The organism is Gemella parahaemolysans, assembly GCF_053758945.1.
Genome location: NZ_JBSMTP010000002.1, coordinates 1 through 23,499 on the forward strand (window position 1 = coordinate 1; position 23,499 = coordinate 23,499).

The 23,499-nt window shown below is 30.7% G+C and carries 20 protein-coding genes; 17 read left to right on the forward strand and 3 right to left on the reverse strand.

The window, feature by feature from the left end:
• Positions 1–227 precede the first annotated feature (227 nt).
• A complete protein-coding gene (locus ACWOBP_RS01825; protein WP_455337210.1) occupies positions 228–404 on the forward strand; it encodes a hypothetical protein in 177 nt (58 codons plus the stop codon).
• A gap of 108 nt (positions 405–512) precedes the next feature.
• Here ACWOBP_RS01825 and ACWOBP_RS01830 read toward each other — a convergent pair whose 3' ends face one another.
• Positions 513–2,702 carry a PBP1A family penicillin-binding protein gene (locus tag ACWOBP_RS01830; protein WP_455337211.1) on the reverse strand — a complete coding sequence of 730 codons (2,190 nt, stop codon included), beginning with the start codon at positions 2,700–2,702 and terminating at the stop codon, positions 513–515.
• Positions 2,703–2,708: 6 nt separating this feature from the next.
• A complete protein-coding gene (gene recU / locus ACWOBP_RS01835; RefSeq protein WP_455337212.1) occupies positions 2,709–3,284 on the reverse strand; it encodes a Holliday junction resolvase RecU in 576 nt (191 codons plus the stop codon).
• Between the two features lie 399 nt (positions 3,285–3,683).
• Between recU and ACWOBP_RS01840 the strand changes: the two genes are divergently transcribed.
• From ACWOBP_RS01840 to ACWOBP_RS01915, 16 genes are all read left to right on the forward strand, one after another.
• Positions 3,684–5,384, forward strand: coding sequence for a proline--tRNA ligase (locus ACWOBP_RS01840; protein WP_455337213.1), 1,701 nt, complete (start codon positions 3,684–3,686; stop codon positions 5,382–5,384).
• Between the two features lie 309 nt (positions 5,385–5,693).
• Complete coding sequence (locus tag ACWOBP_RS01845; protein ID WP_455337214.1) at positions 5,694–10,043, forward strand: PolC-type DNA polymerase III; 4,350 nt, start codon at positions 5,694–5,696, stop codon at positions 10,041–10,043.
• 323 nt (positions 10,044–10,366) lie between these two features.
• A complete protein-coding gene (gene murA / locus ACWOBP_RS01850) occupies positions 10,367–11,638 on the forward strand; it encodes a UDP-N-acetylglucosamine 1-carboxyvinyltransferase (RefSeq protein ID WP_455337215.1) in 1,272 nt (423 codons plus the stop codon).
• A 57-nt stretch (positions 11,639–11,695) separates the two neighbouring features.
• Complete coding sequence (locus ACWOBP_RS01855) at positions 11,696–11,815, forward strand: DNA-directed RNA polymerase subunit beta (RefSeq protein ID WP_455337392.1); 120 nt, start codon at positions 11,696–11,698, stop codon at positions 11,813–11,815.
• A 12-nt stretch (positions 11,816–11,827) separates the two neighbouring features.
• Positions 11,828–12,808: a phosphate acetyltransferase gene (gene pta, locus ACWOBP_RS01860; RefSeq protein WP_455337216.1), complete on the forward strand. Its 981-nt coding sequence runs from the start codon at positions 11,828–11,830 to the stop codon at positions 12,806–12,808.
• 264 nt (positions 12,809–13,072) lie between these two features.
• Positions 13,073–13,198, forward strand: coding sequence for a hypothetical protein (locus ACWOBP_RS01865; protein ID WP_455337217.1), 126 nt, complete (start codon positions 13,073–13,075; stop codon positions 13,196–13,198).
• A gap of 236 nt (positions 13,199–13,434) precedes the next feature.
• On the forward strand, positions 13,435–14,082 hold the full coding sequence (locus ACWOBP_RS01870) for an O-methyltransferase (RefSeq protein WP_455337218.1): 648 nt from the start codon (positions 13,435–13,437) through the stop codon (positions 14,080–14,082).
• Positions 14,083–14,130: 48 nt separating this feature from the next.
• Positions 14,131–15,057, forward strand: a complete 927-nt coding sequence (locus tag ACWOBP_RS01875) for a peptidase U32 family protein (protein WP_455337219.1) — start codon at positions 14,131–14,133, stop codon at positions 15,055–15,057.
• A 97-nt stretch (positions 15,058–15,154) separates the two neighbouring features.
• On the forward strand, positions 15,155–16,426 hold the full coding sequence (locus tag ACWOBP_RS01880) for a peptidase U32 family protein (RefSeq protein WP_003146785.1): 1,272 nt from the start codon (positions 15,155–15,157) through the stop codon (positions 16,424–16,426).
• A complete protein-coding gene (gene udk / locus ACWOBP_RS01885; protein WP_455337220.1) occupies positions 16,426–17,052 on the forward strand; it encodes a uridine kinase in 627 nt (208 codons plus the stop codon). The genes ACWOBP_RS01880 and udk overlap by 1 nt, the downstream gene beginning before the upstream one ends.
• Before the next feature lie 48 nt (positions 17,053–17,100).
• Positions 17,101–17,589 carry a transcription elongation factor GreA gene (gene greA / locus ACWOBP_RS01890; protein ID WP_299322553.1) on the forward strand — a complete coding sequence of 163 codons (489 nt, stop codon included), beginning with the start codon at positions 17,101–17,103 and terminating at the stop codon, positions 17,587–17,589.
• A 4-nt stretch (positions 17,590–17,593) separates the two neighbouring features.
• On the forward strand, positions 17,594–18,277 hold the full coding sequence (mtnN, locus tag ACWOBP_RS01895) for a 5'-methylthioadenosine/S-adenosylhomocysteine nucleosidase (RefSeq protein ID WP_455337221.1): 684 nt from the start codon (positions 17,594–17,596) through the stop codon (positions 18,275–18,277).
• A gap of 75 nt (positions 18,278–18,352) precedes the next feature.
• Positions 18,353–18,760: a hypothetical protein gene (locus ACWOBP_RS01900; RefSeq protein WP_455337222.1), complete on the forward strand. Its 408-nt coding sequence runs from the start codon at positions 18,353–18,355 to the stop codon at positions 18,758–18,760.
• Between the two features lie 99 nt (positions 18,761–18,859).
• Positions 18,860–19,825: a lysylphosphatidylglycerol synthase domain-containing protein gene (locus ACWOBP_RS01905; protein ID WP_455337223.1), complete on the forward strand. Its 966-nt coding sequence runs from the start codon at positions 18,860–18,862 to the stop codon at positions 19,823–19,825.
• Positions 19,822–20,421 carry a glycerol-3-phosphate acyltransferase gene (locus ACWOBP_RS01910; protein ID WP_455337224.1) on the forward strand — a complete coding sequence of 200 codons (600 nt, stop codon included), beginning with the start codon at positions 19,822–19,824 and terminating at the stop codon, positions 20,419–20,421. Before ACWOBP_RS01905 ends, ACWOBP_RS01910 begins: the two co-directional genes overlap by 4 nt.
• A 1,084-nt stretch (positions 20,422–21,505) precedes the next feature.
• Positions 21,506–21,697, forward strand: a complete 192-nt coding sequence (locus ACWOBP_RS01915; protein WP_455337225.1) for a hypothetical protein — start codon at positions 21,506–21,508, stop codon at positions 21,695–21,697.
• Between the two features lie 66 nt (positions 21,698–21,763).
• Here ACWOBP_RS01915 and ACWOBP_RS01920 read toward each other — a convergent pair whose 3' ends face one another.
• Positions 21,764–23,416 carry an L-lactate permease gene (locus tag ACWOBP_RS01920; RefSeq protein ID WP_455337226.1) on the reverse strand — a complete coding sequence of 551 codons (1,653 nt, stop codon included), beginning with the start codon at positions 23,414–23,416 and terminating at the stop codon, positions 21,764–21,766.
• Positions 23,417–23,499 lie beyond the last annotated feature (83 nt).

Here is a 23,499-nt window from a genome sequence, read left to right on the forward strand (position 1 = left end):
CGGGTAGCGGGCGTTAAAATACAATAGGGCTTGAACGAATGTGAAAGCCAGCGCCTTGAGGTGCGTGTTAGTAATAAAGGGTTATACCCGAAGAGAAAACCACCCCTTTTCAGGGGTGGTCATTATTCTTTGTCAAATTGATTGTAAGCGTCGTAAGCGTCCAATAACGAGGTATCTACCTTTGAAACAAAAATACAAACATAAAAGAAAAAATGGAGGAAGATAAAATGTCAAAACAAATTGTACCATTAGACGTTGGTTATTCACCAAAAAAAGAAGGGAAATCTAATGCGATTATACTAAAGCTTCGTAAGAGGAAAATGGAATGGGTGCTTTACGATTCGTTGATAAATAGCCATTATTTTAAAAATAATGTTAAACTTAGTGGAAATAAGAAAAAGTAAATAACCCCATTTAACGGGTAGCGGGCATCAAAATACAATAGTGCTTGAACGAACAAATGTGCTGTTATACCCTAAGAGAAAACCACCCCTTTTCAGGAGTGGTCCTTATTATCTTGTATTTCTATTTACTGTTCTATTAGTACTAGTACGAGTAGAATCATTAGTTGCGTTTCTTGAAGATACCTGACTTTGAGAGTTATTATTAGTGTTTCTAGTCGTAGCTGATGCAGAATTCGTTAATGAATTGAAAACTGTTGTAAGAGCTGAACGAGTATCACGCTGTTTTGAAGCAATAGCAGCTTGATAAACCGCATCTCTATCAGTACCAGCATACATGTAGTCAGTTTCTGTATTTCTTTCTTTAGCATACTCGACACCATTTTTCATTTCAATCCCTGCAGGTTTTTCAAATGATGTGGGAATTTTATTACCTGACACTTTTTTCATTACATCAGCCATGATTACTTGTGTAGTTTGTGCTTGTTCTGATGATAGAGCTTTTGCAGCGGAGTCTAGCACATCTGCACCTTGCCAAACAGACACTGTATAATCGGTTGTATAACCAATCATCCAACTGTCTTTAGTAGAATTTGCAACATCTATTCCAAAATTATAGTAAGCAGAGTCATCGAATGTACTTGAACCAGATTTACCGGCCATATCGAAATTATCTACTTTTCCGTTTGGAGAAGTACCATTACTAGTTAGAACACCTTTTAATACATTTGTTATTAAATATGCAGTTTCTTCTGACATAGCTTTAACAGGTTCATTTTTGATATTTGGTAGTTCTTTACCATTGGCATTAAAAATTTTAACAATTGTAGAAGGTTTATTATAGTATCCTTTGTTACCAAATGATGCGAAGGCACCAGCCATTTGAGTTGGAGAAACACCATCAACGTTTCCTCCAATTGCTGTAGTTGGTTCATCTTTTGTTACAGGGATACCAAGTTTCTCAGCGAAGTATTTAGCTCTTTCATACCCGACTGTTTCAAAGGCACGAACAGCAGGAATGTTGTAAGACCAAGATAAAGCTCTACTCATAGAAACTGTTCCATGGTAAAGTCTATCCCAGTTTTGAATAAAGAAATTAGTTCCCGCAATTTGATAAGGTGTATCTGAGAATGTAGTTTGGGCATCCCATCCGTAGTATTCAATACCAGGAGCGTAATCAATTATTGGTTTAATAGATGAACCGGGTTGAACACGGGCATCAACTGCATAATTATATCCTCCAGCTTTGTAATTTTTTCCACCACCAATTGCTTCTATAAGTCCGGTCTTCGTATTAAGGACTGATATAGCAGCTTGAGAAGCATGAGGTTTCATAGGAGTACTTTGATTATCTAGCATGTTTTGAACATATGTTTGTAATTCTGGATTTAAATTAGTATAGATTTTTAATCCCATTGAAAGGGGATCTTTAATATTTTCAAAATTTTGATTTTCTTTTAATTCTTTTGTTATTTGATCGATATATGCAGCATACTTAGGGTTATAAGTATGCTGATTTGCACGCTCTTCTTTTGTTTTTTCAACGATTCCCTCCATTATAGGAGTGTTAAGTGCATTGTTGTATTCGTCTTCTGTAATTTTATCATTATTAAGAAGTGCGTATAAGACTGTGTCCCTACGCTCCTTTGCTTGTTCAGGATAATCATAAGGATTATATAGGATTGGTTGCTGAGGTATACCAGTTAAGAGAGCAACCTGAGGTAGTGTTAATTGATTCAACTCTTTATTATAAAAGTATTTGGCTGCTGTTTTAATACCGTATTGTCCATCAGAATAATATATTTTATTCATATACATCTCTAATATATCATCTTTAGAATATCTGTTTTCTAACTTAAGAGAAAGATATGCTTCTTGAATTTTACGTTGTAATGATTTATCAGATGTTAGTAATGAATTTTTTACTACTTGTTGTGTTATTGTACTTGCACCTTGTTGTGCAGAATTAGAACGAATATTTACAAGGAGTGCTTTGATAAGACGAATAGGATCGATACCTATATGTGATTGGAATCTTGTGTCTTCTGTAGAAAGGACAGCATCTGTGATATTTTTTGGAATATCATTTATTGATACATATTCTCTTTTTTCAGCACCAACGGTAGCTATTAAATTAAGATTTTTATCATAAATTTCAGATGATAAAGGATCTTGTAAATTAGCCTGAGTAATATCTGGAACATCCTTTAATTCTTTTGCAAACAGTATTAAAATGGTAAAGAATAATACTAAGCATATTGAAAAAAAGATAGAACTAATATATTTGAATAAAGTTTTCATTTATTATTAAAACTCACTTTCATTATTTTTTATAATAGTTATATAATCTAATCTTATTTTGTAGTTAAATGATAATTCAAATGCAGTTGCTTCAAATTCACTAAGTTTTATTGACTTTCTTCCTCCCGTTTGAGCCCGATTAAAGAAGAATACGAATCTCTTAAATGGAAGTAAGAAAGTTTTATCGATTTTTTTAAATCTAACTATAATAAAAGTTATTCCACCATGATTTAAAATTTTTTGCATATGTTCTATTTGATGCTTATGAATATTATTTAAAGAAAATGATGTAGCTGAATTAGTTTCTTTAGCCTCAAAATCAATATATTTTCCATTCCAAAGACCATTGTAATCCGTAGTAGAAGGAGTTTTATAAAATGCTTTTGTAATCATAGCACTCGCTCTATTAGGATAATTAACATCTACAATTTGAATAGGAATAGGTTTTTTATGAATAACTGCAATATCATTATTTAAGTAATATTTATTCGCAAAATTTATATCTTCCTCGAGTTCCATACCACGATTAGAATATTTTGTTTTTTGAATGAAATTACTTTTCTTATTAGGATAATTAAACATATATCCCTCCATAAATAATTATCCTATATATTATACTATATTATTAGCGAAAATTAAATTGGTAATAATCAAAAACAATATATTTTTTAAAAATATTAAATTAATGAGTTAAAGTGAAATGCTAGGTAGGTAAGAAGAATATTAAATTATTATATTATTAATTTATAAAATATTTATATTTTTGTCATTTTATGACTAAAGAAAAGTTATATCATAGATATCAAAATTCGATATAGTAGGAGCTGGCTGTTTAAAAATTAGGTATCTTAGAAAAAATTGGATTTGAATTAATTAAAGAAAGGTTAAGTATATATTTATAAAAAAATGAAATTATTTGAAAAAAAATAATAGATTTGTGGTATAATATAGTTAATTTTAAAAATGAGAGGTGGTATTGTTATGAGACAATCAAGAACATTTATTCCAACAACAAGAGAAGTACCATCCTCTGCAGAAGCAACAAGTCATAAGTTGCTTATCAAAGCGGGGATGGTGAAGCAGGTATCTGCAGGAGTTTATACTCATCTTCCCTTGGCTACAAGAGTAATTCAAAAAATTGAAAAAGTAATAAGAGAAGAACATGAAAAAATTGGCGCTGTAGAATTATTAATGCCAATTTTACAATCAGATGAATATTGGAAAAAATCTGGTCGTTGGAATAAGATGGGAGACGAATTAATTCGTGTTACTGATAGAAAAAATGCAGGATATGCATTAAGTCCAACAGCAGAAGAAATTATCTGTCAAACAGTTAGTAATATGGTAACTTCATATAAACAACTTCCAGTAAACTTGTACCAAATTCAAACTAAATTTCGTGATGAAATTCGTCCACGTTTAGGTTTATTACGTTGTAAAGAGTTCATTATGAAAGATGGTTATTCTTTCCATGATTCTCCAGAATCATTAAGAGAAACATATAAAGATTATTATCAAGCATACAGTAATATTTTTGATAGATTTGAACTTAAATATCGTGCGGTAAAAGCTGACTCAGGTAATATTGGAGGAAGTTATACTCATGAATTCCAAGCATTAGCAGAAGTTGGGGAAGATACTATTGCATACACTGAAGAGAGTGACTATGCAGCAAATATTGAAACTGCGGCGGTAGTAGAACAAAACTACACTATGCCTACAGGTTTCGAGAAAAAAGAACGTAGTTTATTAGAAACTCCAAATCAACAAACAATTGATGATATTGCTGCATATTGTGGAGTGGAAGTTAACCGTGCAATGAAAGCATTAGCTTTGAAAGCTGATGGAGAATTCTATTTAGTTCTTATGCGTGGTAATGATCAACTTAATGATATTAAATTCATGAAAGCTACAGGAACTTCAGAAGTTGAAATGGCAACAGAACAAGAAATTGAAGAAGTTATGGGTGGAGTAGTAGGTTACATGGGACCATTCGGAATTAAAAATTGTAGAGTAATCGGTGATAATGCTATTAAATATATGTATAATCACAGTTGTGGAGCAAATAAAAAAGGCTTCCACTATATTAATGTAAATCCAGGTGATTATGAAATAGAAGCTCACTATGATCTTCGTATGATTGAAGAAGGAGATTTAGCTGAGGATTTATCAGGACCAATTAAATTTGCTAAAGGTATTGAAGTAGGGCAAGTATTCGAACTTGGTAAAGGATATTCTGAATCTATGGATATTACTTACTTAGATGCAAATGGTCGTGCAAATCATTTTTACATGGGATGCTATGGTATTGGAGTTACTCGTGTTATTTCAGCAATTATTGAACAACATAGTGATGAAAAAGGTATTATTTGGCCTAAAGAAGTGGCTCCGTATCAAGTTCATCTAGTATGCGTTGATGTTAAGAAAGAAGAACAAGTTAAACTTAGTGAGGAACTATATGAGCAACTAACAGCAGCTGGCTACGAAGTTCTTTATGATGATAGAGCAGAACGTGCTGGTGTTAAATTTAACGATGCTGATCTTATCGGTATTCCATTACAAGTAGTTGTTGGGAAAAAAGCTGGAGAAGGAATAGTTGAAGTTAAGGAAAGAAAAACTTTAGAAAAAGTTGATACACAAGTTGCTGATGTGTTAGCTAAAGTAGAAGCATTTTATAAATAATAAAAAAACTAATGAATGCCAATTAAAAATAAATAGTTGTTAAGAAAATAACCATTTGTTTTTAGTTGGTATTTTTAGTATAATTTAGTTATGTATAATATATTCTTGTTTATAGAAAATATATTAAAAAATTGTATGATAAGTCAATTCATTTTATCTTTATATAGAATTAAGATGAATGAATTTTTTATGTTTAATAGAAGTTATTAGAATTATTGTGGAAATTAATTTTTCTCTTTAATGGTAGATTAGAGAGGTACTTAGAAATTAATGAAAATATAGTCAGTTATATAAAAAGTAGGAGGAATCATGAGTAATAAACATTTTTCTTTATTAGTTAAAACATTAGAATTAGAAGAACAGTTATCCAATTCAAAATTCATAAATTATTCTTTAGATAATATAGAAAAAGATAATAAGAATAAGATTTGGACGTTTAATTTTAGTGGAGAAAGTTTACCTTCAGTAGAAGAATTAACATTACTTATTCAGAAATTGCGAGAAAATTTCTTAGGTGATTATATTGTTAATTATCGTTTGAAAGTTAGTGAGGTAGTTACAGATGAGCAAATAAAAGAATTTTGGAAATATGTAATATTAGAAAATTTCTCAGAGATTTCTCAAGTTCTAATGGAGAGTATTTTATTTAGTGAAGTTGAAGTTAACAATAGTGTTTTAACTATGAAGATAATGGCTCCATCTATCTGGAATAATTTTATTAATGAACGAAAACAACAAATAATAAGTAGTTATGCAAATTTAGGTATTGAAATTAAAGACATTATTCCTAATTTTTCTAAAACTGATGTTGAAGCGGTACTTGTGAGTCAAGAAGAAAAAATTTCCCAGGAAATCGTTAAGTTAGAGGAAATAGAGAAAAAAGAGGCCGAGAGAAAACCAAAGGAACCTGAAAGAAAATTTGTTGCCTTTGGAGGCGGTGGTGGAACTCGATATGGGCAAGAAATTCGCGATGAGGACATCGTAGAAATCAAGGATGTTGTTGGTTATGCCGGAGATGTAACTATAATGGCTCAGGTTTTTGGGACTGAAGAGATTGTTCATAGAAATGGGTCTAGCCAGTATCGTTTAAAGCTTACAGATTATAGTGATTCTATAATACTAAGATTATTTGGTAATAATCCTAATTCAAAATTTCAAAATAAACGTAAGAATGAATTAATCGACCTAGTAAAAGGAATCAAAAAAGGTCAATGGCTTAAAATTCATGGGGCTGTAAGTAATGACCCATATTTAAGAGACACAATCATCGAGCCTAAGTCTATTGAGGTTGCTCATAAAGAAGAGAAAAAAGATAATTATAATGGGCGTAAACGAATTGAGTTAAATACTCATACGAAGATGAGTCAGCTTGAGGGTATTTCTTCAGCTAAAGAATATTTATCTCGAGCTATGAATTGGGGACATGAAGCCATTGCTTTTACAGATACGTATGGTGTTCAAGCATACCCTGAAATTTGTTTAAGTTCTAAAGGGAAGGATATTAAACCAATATATGGGTTAAATGCTTTTATCATGGATGATAGTATTACTGCTACGACAAATCCCAAAGAACTCAAATTAAAAGATGCTACGTATGTTGTATTTGACGTTGAGACTACGGGTCTTTCAGCAGAACGTGATAGATTAATCGAGATTGCGGCGGTTAAGGTAAAAAATGGAGCTGAAATAGATAGTTTTGAAAGCTATATTAATCCACAAAGACCTATTTCAGAACTTATTACAAGACTAACGAGTATTACTAATGATGATGTTAAAGATGCTCCACTTGAAAAAGAAGTAATGACTAACTTTTATAATTGGTTAGATAAAGATGACATATTAGTAGCCCACAATGCGAAGTTTGATCTTGGATTTTTAGATACTTGTTTTGAGCGCTTAGGTTTAGAGAATAAAAATAATGCCAGTATAGATACATTATTCGTCTCTCGTGCTGAAAATAAAGAAGCGAAAAGACATGGTCTTAGCAACTTAGCTAAACTATACAAAGTTCGCTTAGTTCAACACCACAGAGCTATTTACGATACAAAAGCGACGGCAGAAATTTTTGTAAAAATGCTAGATCAACTTTATGAATTAGGAATTGAATATCATAATGAAATAGATGAAAAGATTGACTTGGAGCTTGCACATAAGCGTTCGAGAACATTTCCTTGTTCGATTTTAGTAAAGAATGCTAAGGGTCTTAAAGATTTATTCAGATTAGTTTCATATAGTTGTACTAAGTACTTGAATTCTGCTAAACCTACGATACCGCGTAGTTTACTAGAACAATATCGTGAAGATTTATTAATTGGTAGTGGTAATGGTGATAATGAAGTATTTGAAGAATTGCTAAATTCAAAAGAAGCTAAGGTAGAGGATATAATTAATTTTTACGATTATATTGAAATTCAACCAAAGCATCATTACGCTAATTTCATAAGAAATGAAAGAATAGCAGATAATGCCGAATTAGAAGAAATTCTGAAAAAATTAATTCACTTAGCTAAGAAAAAAGAAAAAATTGTTGTCGCAACAGGGGATTGTTATTATTTAGATAAATATCAACATGTTTATCGCCAAATATTAAGACTAACGGTGAAAAGTAATCCTGGTGCACGTGATTTGAAACCGATGGCTACATTTCTCACAACCGAAGAAATGTTAAAAGAATTCTCTTATCTTGATGAACGATTAAGAGAAGAACTAGTTATTGATAATACGCATAAAATTAATGATATGATTGAATTAGTAGTTCCGTTAAAAGACAAGCTATATACGCCTAATATTGAAGGAGCAGCTGATGAGGTCCGTAATTTAAGTTATGATATGGCTCATAAAATATATGGTGAAGAGCTGCCGGAAATAGTAGAAAAAAGATTAGAAAAAGAGCTTGCATCTATTATTGGTAATGGATTTAGTGTGGTTTATTTAATTTCACATAAACTTGTAAAAAAATCACTAGATGATGGATATCTAGTAGGTTCGAGGGGATCAGTTGGGTCATCGCTTGTAGCTACAATGATGGAAATTACAGAGGTTAATCCACTAGCTCCACATTATGTTTGTCCAAAATGTAAACATAGTGAATTTTTCCTAAATGCTGAATATGCATCGGGATTTGATCTTCCAAATAAAAATTGTCCTCATTGTGATGTTAAAATGACAAAAGACGGGCAAGATATTCCTTTCGAAACATTCTTAGGGTTTAATGGAGATAAAGTACCCGATATAGATTTAAATTTCTCTGGTGAATATCAAGCAACAGCTCACAACTTTACAAAAGAGATTTTTGGTGAAGATTACGTATATCGTGCTGGAACTATTTCGACGGTAGCTGAGAAGACAGCTTATTCATTTACTAGAGATTATTATGAGAAAAATGAAATAGAGAAAAGAAGTATAGATATTGAACGTATTGCAGCGGGATGTGAAGGTTCTAAGAGAACTACTGGTCAACACCCTGGAGGTATACTAGTAGTCCCTAATGATATGGATATTTTTGACTTTACGCCATATCAATTCCCAGCCGATGATGAAACGAGTCCATGGAGAACAACTCACTTCGATTTCCACTCTATCCATGATAATATTTTGAAATTCGATATACTTGGACACGATGACCCGACTATGATTAGAAAGTTACAAGACTTGTCGGGTATTGATCCTAAAACAATAGATGTATCAGATCCTGAAGTGATGGGGATTTTCTCAACAGTTGAGGCGCTTGGTGTCACTAGAGATCAAGTAGATTCAGCAAGTGGAACATTTGGTATTCCTGAGTTTGGAACAAACTTTGTTATTCAGATGTTAGATGATACAAAACCGACTACCTATTCAGAATTAGTTCAGATATCTGGATTATCTCATGGTACGGATGTTTGGCTAGGTAATGCACAAGAATTAATTAAAAATGGTACTTGTGAACTTAAAGATGTAATTGGTTGTCGTGATGATATCATGGTATATTTAATTCACGCAGGATTAGAAGAAGGTTTATCTTTCAAAATAATGGAAAGTGTAAGGAAAGGTAAAGGACTAACGGAAGACTTTGAAAAAGAGATGATAGATAATAATGTACCAGAATGGTATATTGATTCATGTAAAAAAATCAAGTATATGTTCCCTAAAGCTCATGCATGTGCATACGTACTTATGGCGCTTCGAATTGCTTGGTTTAAAGTGCATCAACCATTAACATACTACTGCGCTTATTATTCTGTCAGAGCTAGTGACTTTGACATTATTACGGTTGTTAAGGGAGCGGAAACGTTAAAAGCGAAAATAAAAGAAATAAAAACTACAGATAAAAATGATTTGTCGAATAAAGATAAAGATGCCCTTGTAAGTTATGAAATTGCAAATGAGATGATGGAGAGAGGATTTACATTCTCGAAAGTTGATTTAGAAAAATCAGCCAGCCATGATTACATAATTGAAGGGAATACGTTAATTCCACCGTTTTCAATTGTTCCTGGACTTGGAGATAACGTAGCGAACAAAATCGTTCAAGCGAGAGAAGAAAAAGCATTTTTATCAATAGAAGATTTCTCAAAACGAGGAAGTGTTTCATCTACGGTAGTAGAATACTTAAGAGAAATGGGGACATTAAAAGGTCTTCCCGAAAAAGCACAATTATCATTCTTTGATGAATTGTAATTGATAGAATTATTCATTTAAAATTAAAGTGATAAATAAATTATTCTACTTAATGAAATTATATTTTTCGAAAATTTATTTTCATTTTTGTAGGATAATTTTATTATTCTATAAAAATTTTTAAAATTAAAACCAGTTATAGAAAAAGTATAAATATATTATTGTTTATGTAAATAAAATTAATTTTATATTATATGTATGAAAAAGGTATACTTTCACATAAAATAAATATTAAAAATATTTATTCAAACTTTATTTATTTTTTAATTTGTGGTAGTATTATATGTGGTATAAAATGTAAACAGAGAGATGGAGGAAACAACTTGGAAAAAATAGTCGTTAAAGGTGGAACACCTTTAATAGGAGAAGTACAAGTTTCTGGTGCAAAGAATGCAGCTTTGCCAATTTTAGCTGCGGGTCTATTGGCAACAGAGGGTACAAGTAAATTTTATAACGTTCCTAAACTATCAGATATTAAGACAATAGGATTATTATTTGAGAGTCTAGGAGTAAAGGTAGATTATAAACCAGAAGAAAATACTTTAGAAATGGATGCTAGAAAACCATTATTAACAGAGGCTTCATTTGAGTTTGTTAGTAAAATGCGTGCTTCATTCTTAGTATTAGGACCAATGTTAGCACGTGAAGGAAGTGCTAAAGTAGCGATGCCTGGTGGATGTTCGATTGGAAGTAGGCCTATTGATCAACATTTAAAAGGCTTTGAAGCATTAGGAGCTACAATTATCCAGGATGCTGGCTTTGTAGAGGCAAGAGCTGAAAAAGAATTAGAAGGAACAACAATTTTCTTTGATTTCCCAAGTGTGGGTGGAACTCAAAATGTTATTATGGCAAGCTGTTTAGCAAAAGGAAAAACTACTATTGTTAATGCAGCTCAAGAGCCTGAAATTGAGGATATGATTAACTTCCTAATTAAAATGGGAGCTAAGATTGAAGGAAAAGGAACTTCTGTTTTAGTTATCGAAGGAGTAGAAAAATTAGTAGGTACTGAATATACAGTAATGCCTGATCGTGTAGAAGCGGCTACGTATATGATTGCAGCAGCAGCTACTAAAGGGGATGTGTTAGTTAAAGGAGCACCTTATAAAGATAATGTTGCCTTAGTAAGTAAAATGCGTGAAATGGGCGTTAACATAGAAGTAGTTGATGAAACTTCTATGCGTGTAAGCAACAAGCTAGACAGTTTAAGACCTGTTGATGTTAAGACGTTACCTCACCCAGGATTCTTAACAGATATGCAGTCTATTATGTGTGTATTAACATTATTAGCTGATGGTACTAGTACTATTACTGAGACTGTTTTTGAAAATAGATTTATGCATGTTGAAGAGTTACGCAGAATGAATGCGAAGATTAGAATTGAAGGTAGAAGTTCACTGATCGAAGGATTACCTCATTTAGAAGGTACTACTGTAAAAGCGACGGATTTACGTTCTGGAGCTGCTCTTGTTATCGCTGGGTTAATGGCTACAGGAACTACTAAAGTTATTGATATTTATCACATTGACAGAGGATATGTAGACATTGAAGAAAAAATGAGAAAATTAGGCGCAGATATTCAAAGAATAGACGAGTAGGAATTTATTATGAAATCAAATGATAAAGTAGTAAGATATTTGCGAAATATCGCATTAATGATTATTATATTTTATATAGGATTATTAATAGGATATACAATTTTAGGTAAGGGCAGTCTTTTCGATGCTTTAAGTTTAAAGCCGATAAGACATATTAAAGATATTATATACAATTAGGAGGAACTGAAGATGGCAAATGATTTATTTGTAGAACTTCAACAAAAATTAGAAGGGAAAAATGTACGTATCGTATTACCAGAAGCATATGATGAGCGTGTATTAGAAGCGGCTGTTAAATTAGGCGCTACTAGTTATGTTAAACCTGTGTTAGTTGGGAAAAAAGAAAAAGTAGAAGAGATTGCTAAGGGATTATCTTTAGATGCTTCTAAGTTAGAAGTTATTGATCACGAAAACTACGAAAAATTAGAAGAATTAGTTGCTAAGTTTGTAGAGCGTCGTGCAGGAAAAGTAACTGAAGAAAAAGCTCGTGAATTATTAAAAGATGTTAATTACTTCGGAACTATGTTAGTATACACTGGTGAAGTTGAAGGATTAGTATCTGGAGCAATTCATTCTACTGGAGATACTGTTCGTCCAGCGTTACAAATAATTAAAACTAAACCAGGTACAAAACGTACAAGTGGTGCATTCATCATGAGTAAAGAAGACAAACGTTATGTATTTGCTGACTGTGCGATTAACCCAACGTTAGATGCAGAAGGTCTTGCTGAAATTGCAATTGAAAGTGCAAGAACAGCTAAAAGCTTTAACGTTGATCCAAAAGTAGCAATGTTAAGTTTCTCTACTTTAGGTTCAGCTGTTACTGAAGATACTACAAAAGTAGCAGAAGCCACTAAGTTAGTTAAAGAAAATGCACCTGAATTAGCGGTAGAAGGTGAATTACAATTTGATGCTGCAGTTGTACCTTCAGTTGCTAAATTAAAAGCTCCTAATTCGAAAGTACAAGGGGATGCTAATGTATTTGTATTCCCAAGTTTAGAAGCTGGTAATATTGGATACAAAATTGCTCAACGTCTAGGTGGGTTTGAAGCTGTAGGACCAATCTTACAAGGATTAAATGCTCCTGTAAATGACTTATCTCGTGGATGTAATGCAGAAGATGTATACAAACTTTCATTAATTACAGCTGTTCAAGCTTTAGAAAAATAGTATTTAAAATTAAGAGGTTGACTTAGATTAACCTCTTTTTCTTTATGGAATTTTTTTGACATCGTTTTCTTAATTTTGTATAATTAAGTAAAGAATATAAGCTACACTTATTGAGATGAATATTGTTCGTATCTACAAATAAAAAGGAGAAATTAGGAAAAATAGGTTATTAAAATTTAAAAGGAGAGACAATGATAATAATTTATTTTAGAATATTGTAAGGAATAGTATTGTGATAAAGTGGTGAAAAAGGAGATGTGAATTATGGATTTTTCAGAATTATTTACTAAGGCAATTACTAGTCCGGTTGCGAATGTTATTGGTTTTGTTTTATCTTTATGCCTAATCTATGTTGCTGTAGACTTTATACGAAAAGGGTTGAAAAAATAGAACAAATAATTTTAATAGATGATAAAAATAGTAAATTCGATAAGAGATAGAGTTTTCTATTATTCAAATGGGTTTAGTTCATTTTTTAAATATATAAAAGATAGGTGGGAGTAACTTTGTATTAGTGATTTTTATAGAATCATAAAATATAGGGTTACTTCCTTTTTAGTCTTTATAATTGCATTTATACCAACTTATATGGTATTATATAATGATGTATAAATATGGAGGTAAACATGGTTGCGATAGAATCAAAAGATGACTTATACGTTATAGATTTGTTAGAAGACTTTGGTGAATTTTACTTAGAATTAGAAAAATTTGCTGAAGAAAATAGAGTTCCAATAATTGATAAAATCGGGATAAGATTTTTAATTCAAATGCTGAAAGTTAAGAAAGCTAAGAATTTATTGGAAATAGGAACTGCAATTGGTTATACGTCAATTAAATTAGCTGAGAGAATAGGATGTAATGTTACTACTATTGAGCGTGATGATAAGATGTATAAAGAAGCAAAAAATAATATAGAAAAGAGAAATCTAACTGATAAAATAACATTACTTCATGCAGATGCTTTAGAACTTCAAGATGAAGTAGTGACAAACGCCCCATACGATGTAATATTCATTGATGGTGCTAAGAGTCAAAGTAGAAAGTTTTTTGAATTATATGAACCATATTTTGCTGAGGATGTCGTAGTTATTACGGACAATGTTCTATTCAAAGGAATGGTTGCCGATCCAAGTATTATTAAACATAGTAGAGATTTAAAACAACTTTCTAGAAAAATTAATAACTACAATGAATGGTTATTAAAACATGAAAATTATGAGAGTGTAATATTACCATTTGGAGATGGGATAACTATAACAACAAGAAAATAAAATTATAGAACTGTGAAGTTAGTATATTTTATTAAGAGAGGATAAAAAATGACAGTAGAGTTAGTTGTAACACCGAAAAGTATTGATCATATCTATGAACTGATAAATGTAGGAGCTGATAGTTTCGTTATTGGTGAAGAAAAATATGGATTACGTCTTGCTGGTGAATTTAATAGAGACGAATTAAAAAAATCTATTGAGATTATACACCAAGCAGGGAAAAAAGCGTATGTTAGTGTAAATGCAATATTCCATAATGAGCATATTGATGACCTAGTTGATTATTTACATTATTTATCAACACTAAATGTAGATGCTCTAATATATGGAGAACCAACAATTATTACAATTTTAAGAGAAGAAAATCTTGATTTTAAACTTCAATGGGATCCACATACATTAGCTACAAACTCTTTCTCATGTAATTATTGGGGAAAACGTGGAGCATATAGAACGTGTCTTTCAAAAGAATTAACTATTGATGAAATTCTTGAAATTACGGGAAAAAGTGAATATGAAATTGAAGTGCAAGTTCAGGGAATGCTTTGTATGTTCCAATCTGTAAGAAAATTGGTGGATAACTATTTTATGTATAGTGGTAAAGAGAAGTATATTGAAGAATATAGTAATTCTAAGAAACTATTCCTATACAGTCAAGATAGAAATGAACGTTATCCAATTTTTGAGGATTCAAATGGGACACACATCATGAGTGCAAATGATATCTGTGCGATAGAAGAATTAGATCGTCTAATCGAAGCAGGGGTAACTGCATTTAAGATTGAAGGTGTTTTAAAAGATGAAGATTACATCACAGAGGTTGTAACTATTTATCGTGATGCTATTGATCTTTATTATGAAGATAAAGAAGCATACGAAGATGAAAAACAAGATTTCTATAACGATATAGAAAGAATTAAACCAAAATATAGAGAAGTAGACTTAGGATTCTTCTATAAGAAAACTATGTACTAATCATATTTTAAATTTTGAAAAGAGGATAAGGTTTCCTATATAAAATCTAATAAAAAAGACAAGGAGGATGGGTCATACTTGAATGTGACCTTAACTTATGGCGATACCAAATATTTCAGAAATTAGAGACGGTAAGAGAGTAATAACGAAAAAACCAGAATTACTGCTTCCAGCAGGGAATTTAGAAAAATTAAAAATAGCTATTCATTATGGAGCAGATGCTGTGTTCTTAGGAGGGCAGGAGTTTGGGCTTCGTAGTAATGCAGACAACTTCACAATTGAAGAGATTAAAGAAGGTTGTGAATTTGCAGCAAAATATGGTGCTGATATTTATGTTACAGCGAATATTATTGCGCATGATGAGAACTTTGAAGGATTAGATGAATTCTTAATGGCACTTCAAGATGCAGGAGTAAGAGGAATTATCGTAGCGGATCCATATATCATTGAAAGATGTAAAGCTGTGGCTCCAAAAGTAGAGGTGCATATTAGTACACAACAATCTATCTCAAACTATAAGGAAGTTAGATATTGGGAAAGTGAAGGAGTACACCGTGTAGTATTAGCTCGTGAAACAGGATATGAAGAAATTAAAGAGATTCGTGAAAAAACAGATGTTGAGATTGAGATGTTTGTTCACGGTGCGATGTGTATAGCTTATTCTGGACGTTGTACACTAAGTAACTACATGACAGCTCGCGATAGTAACCGTGGAGGTTGCTGTCAGTCATGTCGTTGGAATTATGACCTTTATGAGGAAGGAACTGATGAAGATACTAAGTTATTCGATGAAGGTGCAAATCCTTATGCAATGAGTCCTAAAGATTTAACTTTAATTGAAGCAGTACCAGAGATTATTGAATTAGGTATTGATTCGTTAAAAGTTGAAGGTCGAATGAAATCAATTCACTATGTAGCAACAGTTGCAAGTGTGTATAGAAAACTAATCGATGATTATTGTGCAGATCCAGATAACTTTGAGATGACACCAGAATATAAATTAGAATTATATAAATGTGCTAACCGTGATACTGCAATGTCATTCTTCTATGAGATTCCTAAGTATTCTGAACAAATGTTTGGAAACGAAGGTGGTAAGAAAACAAATTATGATTTTGTTGGGCAAGTTCTTCACTATGATGAAGAAACTCAAATCGCAACAATTCAACAACGTAACTTCTTTAAAACAGGTCAAGAGGTTGAATTCTTTGGACCAGAAATTGATACATTTAGACAAGTTATTGGTGAAATTTATGATGAAGATGGTGAATTACTAGATGCAGCAAGACATCCACTTCAAATTATTAGAACAAAATTAGACTCTAGAGTATTTAAAAGCAATATGATGCGAAAGGAAATGGGACGCTAATGGCTACAAAACGACCAAAAATTATCGGTATTGTTGGAGGAAGCGGTAGTGGTAAAACGACCGTTACAAAAAGAATTATAGACGAGTTAACTCAAGATAAAGTTGCTTTAATCGAGCAAGACTATTATTATAAAGACCAAAGCCATATGACAATGGATGAAAGAGTTAAGACAAATTATGATCACCCTAGTGCATTTGATAATGAGTTACTTTACAATCATTTATTAGAATTAATGGATGGAAAAGCTGTTGAATTACCAGTCTATGATTACGTAAATCATACACGTAGTAAAGAACAAAAACATCAAGAACCTAAAGATGTAATTATTATCGAAGGTATGTTTGGTCTTTATTCAGAGAAACTACGTGAATTAATGGATATTAAAATTTTTGTTGATACACCTAGTGATCTGCGTATTTTAAGAAGATTATTACGTGATATTAATGAGCGTGGAAGAACTGTAGAATCAGTAATAAATCAATATTTAGTGTCAGTTAGACCGATGCATGAAAAGTATATTAAACCAACTAAACAATATGCTGATATTATTGTTCCTGATGGTGGATATAATGACATTGCGATTGATATTTTAATAACAAAAATCAAATCGCTACTAGCAAAATAATTAAAAAAAAGATATAATATAGAGTAGACTAAAAAAAGGAGTATTACCATGGCTTTAGAAGAAAAATTAGAATATCAAATGACCCAAGAAGGTTATGACAAACTTGTTGAAGAATTAGAACACTATAAAAAAGTAAAACGTCCAGAAGTAATTGAAAAAATTAAAATCGCACGTAGTTTCGGGGACTTATCTGAGAACTCTGAGTACGATGCAGCAAAAGATGAACAAGGATTCATCGAGCAAAGAATTTTAGAAATGGAACAAATGATTCGTTACGCTGTTATTATCGAATTAGATGAAAAATCAAGCACAATTCGTTTAGGTAACAAAGTAACTTATCAAGAACTACCAGATGGTTTGACAGAAACTTACAAAATCGTAGGTAGTGCTGAGGCTAATCCATTTGAATACAAAATTTCAAATGAATCTCCAGTAGCACAAGCTTTATTAGGAAAAGAAGTTGGAGATGTAGCGAAAGTTTCATTACCAACAGGTCCAGAAGATTCAATGGATATCAAAATTCTAGCGGTAGAATAGTATCATGATAGCATTAATCGGTGCAATGCCAGAAGAAGTGGCTATAATAAAAGAAAAGATAGAAAATTTACAAGAAAAGAAAATAGCGCATGTAACATTTTATGAAGGTAAATATGAAGGACGTGATATTGTTCTTATGTTAAGTTTACCAGGTAAGGTGAATGCTGCTATTGCTACAACTCTATTATTAGATTACTATAAACCGGAATATGTGATTAACATAGGGACATGTGGTGCCTTACAAGGTGATATGGAAATTGGGGACATGATTGTTGCTACAGAAGTAAGACATTTTGATGTTGATGCAACAGAGTTTGGCTATGAAATTGGTCAAGTACCACAAATGCCAGCAGCATATAATAGTGATGAAGAATTACAAAAATTAGCTTCAGAGATAAGCTTACCAAATCATAAAATCCACTTTGGGTTAGTGGGGACATCCGATTCTTTTATCTCTAATAAAGAGTTGAAAAAAGGAATATTGAAAAACTTTCCTAATATGCAAGTAGTTGAGATGGAAGCAGCAGCGATTGCTCAAACTTGTTACCAATTTGGAACAAAATTTATAGTTTGCCGTAGTGTAAGCGATAAGGCGGAAGAAGGAACAAGAGTTACTTTTGATGAATTTTTACAAATAGCTGCAGTAAACTCATCTATATTAACTACAGAATTAATTAAAAAACTTTAAAATTAATTATAAATCAGCAAAGGAGAGTAAAAGCTTTTCTTTGCTGTAATATTTATGTGAAGTAGGAGGGAAAGTATGATAACTATATTATCGAAATTATTTTTAATATTAACATCTGAAAAACTTCCGAGATACACTTTAAAATCAATTAAAAGTGGAGGCTATACAAAAGAAGAACTAGATATAATCTGTAAAATTGTAAAAGATGATTATACAAGATATAAAAAAGGATTCAGAGCTGCAATGGCAGCATTGTTTTTTTCAAATTCATTTGTATTATTTCTTGGATACTATGGAGGAGCCTCGGCAACATATTTATTTAATTGTTTGATTTTATTTATTGTGATGAGTATCTTGATTGCTATTTTTATTTATGTACAAAAAGTTAATAAAATTCGAAAAACATTTTTAAAAGCAGTGAAAAAAGGGTATCCAGAATTATATAATGAATACGAAGATAGGTTAAACGAATACGTTGATTAAAAAATATTATAGTCATAATTTTATGTAATTAATTGTATTGAAAAAAATGTTATAAAATGTTAAGATAAAATAGATAAATATTATTTAAGGAAAAGAAAAATGAAAAATATTACTGAAAGAAAATCCTTTAATTATTTGAAGAATTTAATTCAGATAAGTTTGGGATTATTGATATTTTATTTAATTTTTTCCTATTTTAAAAAAGAGATTGTTAGTTTAGACTTTAAGAAAATACATCATCTTACTTTAACTATAGGTGAGATGAAATTTATTATAGTTTTATTATTTGGTTTATTAGGGATAAGTATTTTATGTCTTTATGATTATTTTGTCCTAAGAGCCATCAATTTAACAAAAAATATGTCTTCATTCCGTATTTTTAAAATTAGTTTTATGACCAACACGTTAAATATGGTTTTAGGTTTTGGTGGTTTTATTGGCGCGGGACTTAGATATTATATGTATAAGCCATATACAAAAAATGGAAAGACATTGGTTACTGCAATAGGGATGATTCTTATTTCTATGCTTTCAGGTATAAGTTTATTATCGATTTTTGTAGTTCTAAATGTATTTCCTGGACAAGCACTATATGCTAATAATAAAATCTTTTATTATTCATTAATATTGATGTCATTATTTTTACCGTTATATCTATTTTTTAATTTGAGAAAACCGAGAATTAGAACAGATAGATATTTGAGTGTTAAATTGACAATTATTTCTTTTTTAGAATGGGTATTTGCAGCCCTTATTATTCTTATAATTCTTTATTTTTATACGGGAGATTTAGTTGCAGATAAGGAATTACAGATAATGGGAGTTATTATAGTTGCTTCAATAGTAGGATTATTAACTATGATTCCAGGAGGTTTAGGTACTTTTGATACTTTAGTACTTATTGGACTTAAAAATTTGGGTATAAATCCAGAAATTATAGGTGCGACAATTATAATATATAGATTGTCATATTATGTTGTTCCATTTTCTATTGGATGTTTTATGTTCTTAAGTGAAGGGATTAGAATGATAAAAGATAAATTTAAGAGAGGAGAAAAGTTATGATTACGACGATAATTTATGCGATAGTTGCCTATTTTATTGGAAATGTAATGGGTGGAAAATTATTAGAAAAGATTTATAAAGAAGAATTTACTAATAAAGGTTCAGGTAATGTTGGAGCAAGAAATGCAGGACGCGTTTTAGGTCCTAGATCGTTTTTATTTGTTTTAGCAGTAGATTTTTTCAAAGGATTTTTAGTAGTTATATTACTGAAAATATTAGATGTTGATTTAAAAATTGTATATATTTGTATAGTATTAGTATTACTAGGTCATATAAAACCTATTATCTTTAAGTTTAAAGGTGGTAAAGGGGTGGCGACATTCTTTGGTTGTTTAGCAGCGTTATCATTAAATTTATTCTTAATCCTAATACTTTGTACATTAGTTATAGCTATTATTGTAAAAAGTTTAACAATTGGATTTTATTCTAGTCTTCCGTTTGTAACTTATATAAACTATGTAGAAAATCCATCATTTATAATATTAGGAATTTTTATACTAGCAGTTTTATTAATAAGTGTAGTAGCTGTAAAAGATATAGAAGAGTCGTTTAATAAATATTTTAGTACAAGAAAAATTAAGAAATCAGTTCGATAGTGAGCTGATTTCTTTTTTTGTTATTTAGAATTGTTTTTTCGTAGCTCTCTTCTTATAAGAAGGGTACGTTTAATATAAATTATTGCAGTTAATAGGAATAAAACTACAGTAATTATATATGCAACATAGTAGTATTCTAGTATTTTAATTTTATTGATAAAATTAACAAAGGGTGTTAAGTATGCTATTATTAGTGCTGTAGCGTAAAAAATATTCTCATATTTTAAAAGATTTAAGATTTTATTAGTTTTTATTAATAACTTATTTTTTTCTTGATAATATCTTACAAAGCTCACGTAGACACATATCGGAATAATTGAGTAGAAATAGAAGATATTTTTTGTATAAAAAAATGTTGAAACTAGTACGATTAAAATAGGAAAAGTGATGATTAAGTATTTGTTATATTTCATATAATTCCCTCCCTTTTTTATATGAAAAGTAGTGTATAATGGATAATAAAAGAAGAATTGACCAAGCTTTAAGTTCTTTATTTTAATTTTATTATAACATAATAAACATATAAAATGATAATATTGTATTTGATATTTTTGTATAATTTTATTTTAAGAAAAAATATATTGTTGAAAATATATTGTGAAACTTAACTACAATTTAATTTAAGTTTTAATTATAGTTTAAAGTTAATTTAATTGATTTTAAAGTTAATAATTTATAATACAGTTATATGATAAATAAAAATAGGAGATGACCTATATATCGTTAAAGAAAATAGCAAAATTACTAGCGAATAAGAAAGTAAGCAAGATAGTATGGATGATAATAAGCCAATCTAAATTTTAAAAAATACTGAAGAATATTAAAATAGAAAGATAAAACAAAAAAACAAATTTTAATAGTTATAATATAACATGAATTTTGAATAATATAATGGAGAGCAATCTACACACAATAAAGTAGTATTTACACGCATTCTTTACGTTAATTTAAATTTGATATTATTACGATTTAAATAGTTGTAAATCGTAATAGTTACTTAAGAAGAAAATCTATTGACTTGTTATATAAAACATAATAGAATTTAAGTATAGAATATAAGATAAATATTATGGAGGCTATTAATATGAGCAAATGTGAATGTGAACACCACTGTCACTGTCATGATGCAGTAGAAGATTGTAAATGTGGAAACTGTGTTGAAGGAACTTGTGAATGTAAAGAAGGGTGTGCATGTGGATGCCATAATGCAAAAGAAGATTGCGAATGTGGCAACTGTAAGACAGGAGCTTGTCATTGCGATAAGCATGCTGCGTAGTATTCCTAAAATAAAAGAGAGCTTGTAAATATACAAGTTCTCTTTTTTATAATTTTAAAAATAAAGTTATTTAAGAGTAATTAATAAATTTAATATTCCAGTAATAATAAGTAGTATAATACTCCATTTTATAGTTTTAGAGAAAATTTCACTATCTTTATTTATTAATCCAACAGCAGCAGCTGCTACAGCAATTGATTGAGGAGAAATCATTTTGGCGATAGCCCCTCCCATGATGTTTGAAGCAACAAGTAACGATGAATCAACGCCGATTTGGGATGCAGTTACAGATTGTAATCCAGCGAATAAAGATCCACTATTAACAACAGAACCTGTTAAGAATACTCCAATCCATCCTAATATAGGAGAAAATAGTGGGAATATCTTACCAGTATTAGCAAGTGCAAGACCTAATGTTGAAGACATTCCAGAATATGTTGAAATATAGGCGAATCCAAGGACTGAGCAGATAGTCAAGATAGGAGCCCACAATTCCAAGGCAGTTTCTTTTAGTGTTAAAAGCACAATTCGATTTTTTACTTTAAAGAAGATAACTGTAAGGATAGCCGCAAGTACAATTGCCGAAGTTGTGGATGTAAATGGAGAAAAACTGAAAATTGCCTTTATTGGTGTAGGTTCTTTTACAATAGGAGATACGCGAGATACCTCACCGTTAATATAAAAAGGGAAGTTAAATATTAGTGAATTTAAAATTCCAGCTTTTTGACCGGTTTTTGGATTTGCTCCTTGAACTAGTTGTTTAAAGAATGCCGTATTTAATATTGTAACGAATAATGTTAGTAGTATGAAGGGAGTCCATGCTCTAATAATTTTTTTTGTTGTTAAGCTCTTAACATTTTTCTGAAGAACTTTATTTTCAGAACAAAGGATTTTTTTAGGTTTCCAAAATTTAAAAAAAAGAATTAGTGAAAGTAAACTTACGATAGCAGAAGACACATTCACAAGTTCTGGTCCAACAAAATTCAAGAATATAAATTGAGTTATTGTATAAGATCCACCGGAAACTAAAATGGCGGGAAAAGTTTCTTTAATTCCTTTAAATCCATCTATCATAAATACAATAAGAAAAGTTACAATTATTGTAATTAAACATAAAATTAATGAAGTATTTTTACCGAGTGTTAAGGCGTCTAAATCAGTTAGATTAGCTGGTACAGTGACTGGGATTCCCATGGCTCCATATGCACCGCCAGAAATATTTGCAACTAAACAGACAGCGGCAGCTTGTAATGGTTTGAAGCCTAAACCTACCAAAATTGCGGCTGTAATAGCGACTGGAGCACCAAAACCGGCAGCTCCTTCAAGAAATGCGTTAAAAGAGAAAGCAATTATAAGAACTTGAATTCTTTTGTCAGGTGATATGGATGATATACTTTGTTTCATAACATCGAAAAAACCAATTTTAACGGTTAACTTATATAAGAAAATAGCGGCTACGACGATGCTAGCAACAGGCCATAGTCCAGCAACTATACCTTGCTCAGTTGCTCCAACAATTTTATCAATAGGCATTTTGTAAAAGATAGCTGAAATTATTGATGCACTCATAATACTCAATCCACCAGCAATATATCCTTTTAACTTGAAAATGACTAATGAAATTAAAAAAATAACTATAGGGATAGCCGCAATTCCCGCAGATAACCAAATGTTATCCATTGGATTATATTGTTGTTCCCAAATAATATTAAGAATCATTGTAATTATTCCTCCTAAAGAATGATTTATAGAGCTGATTATAAAATAAGATAATTTTGTGGTGCAAGAAATATGCCTAGCAA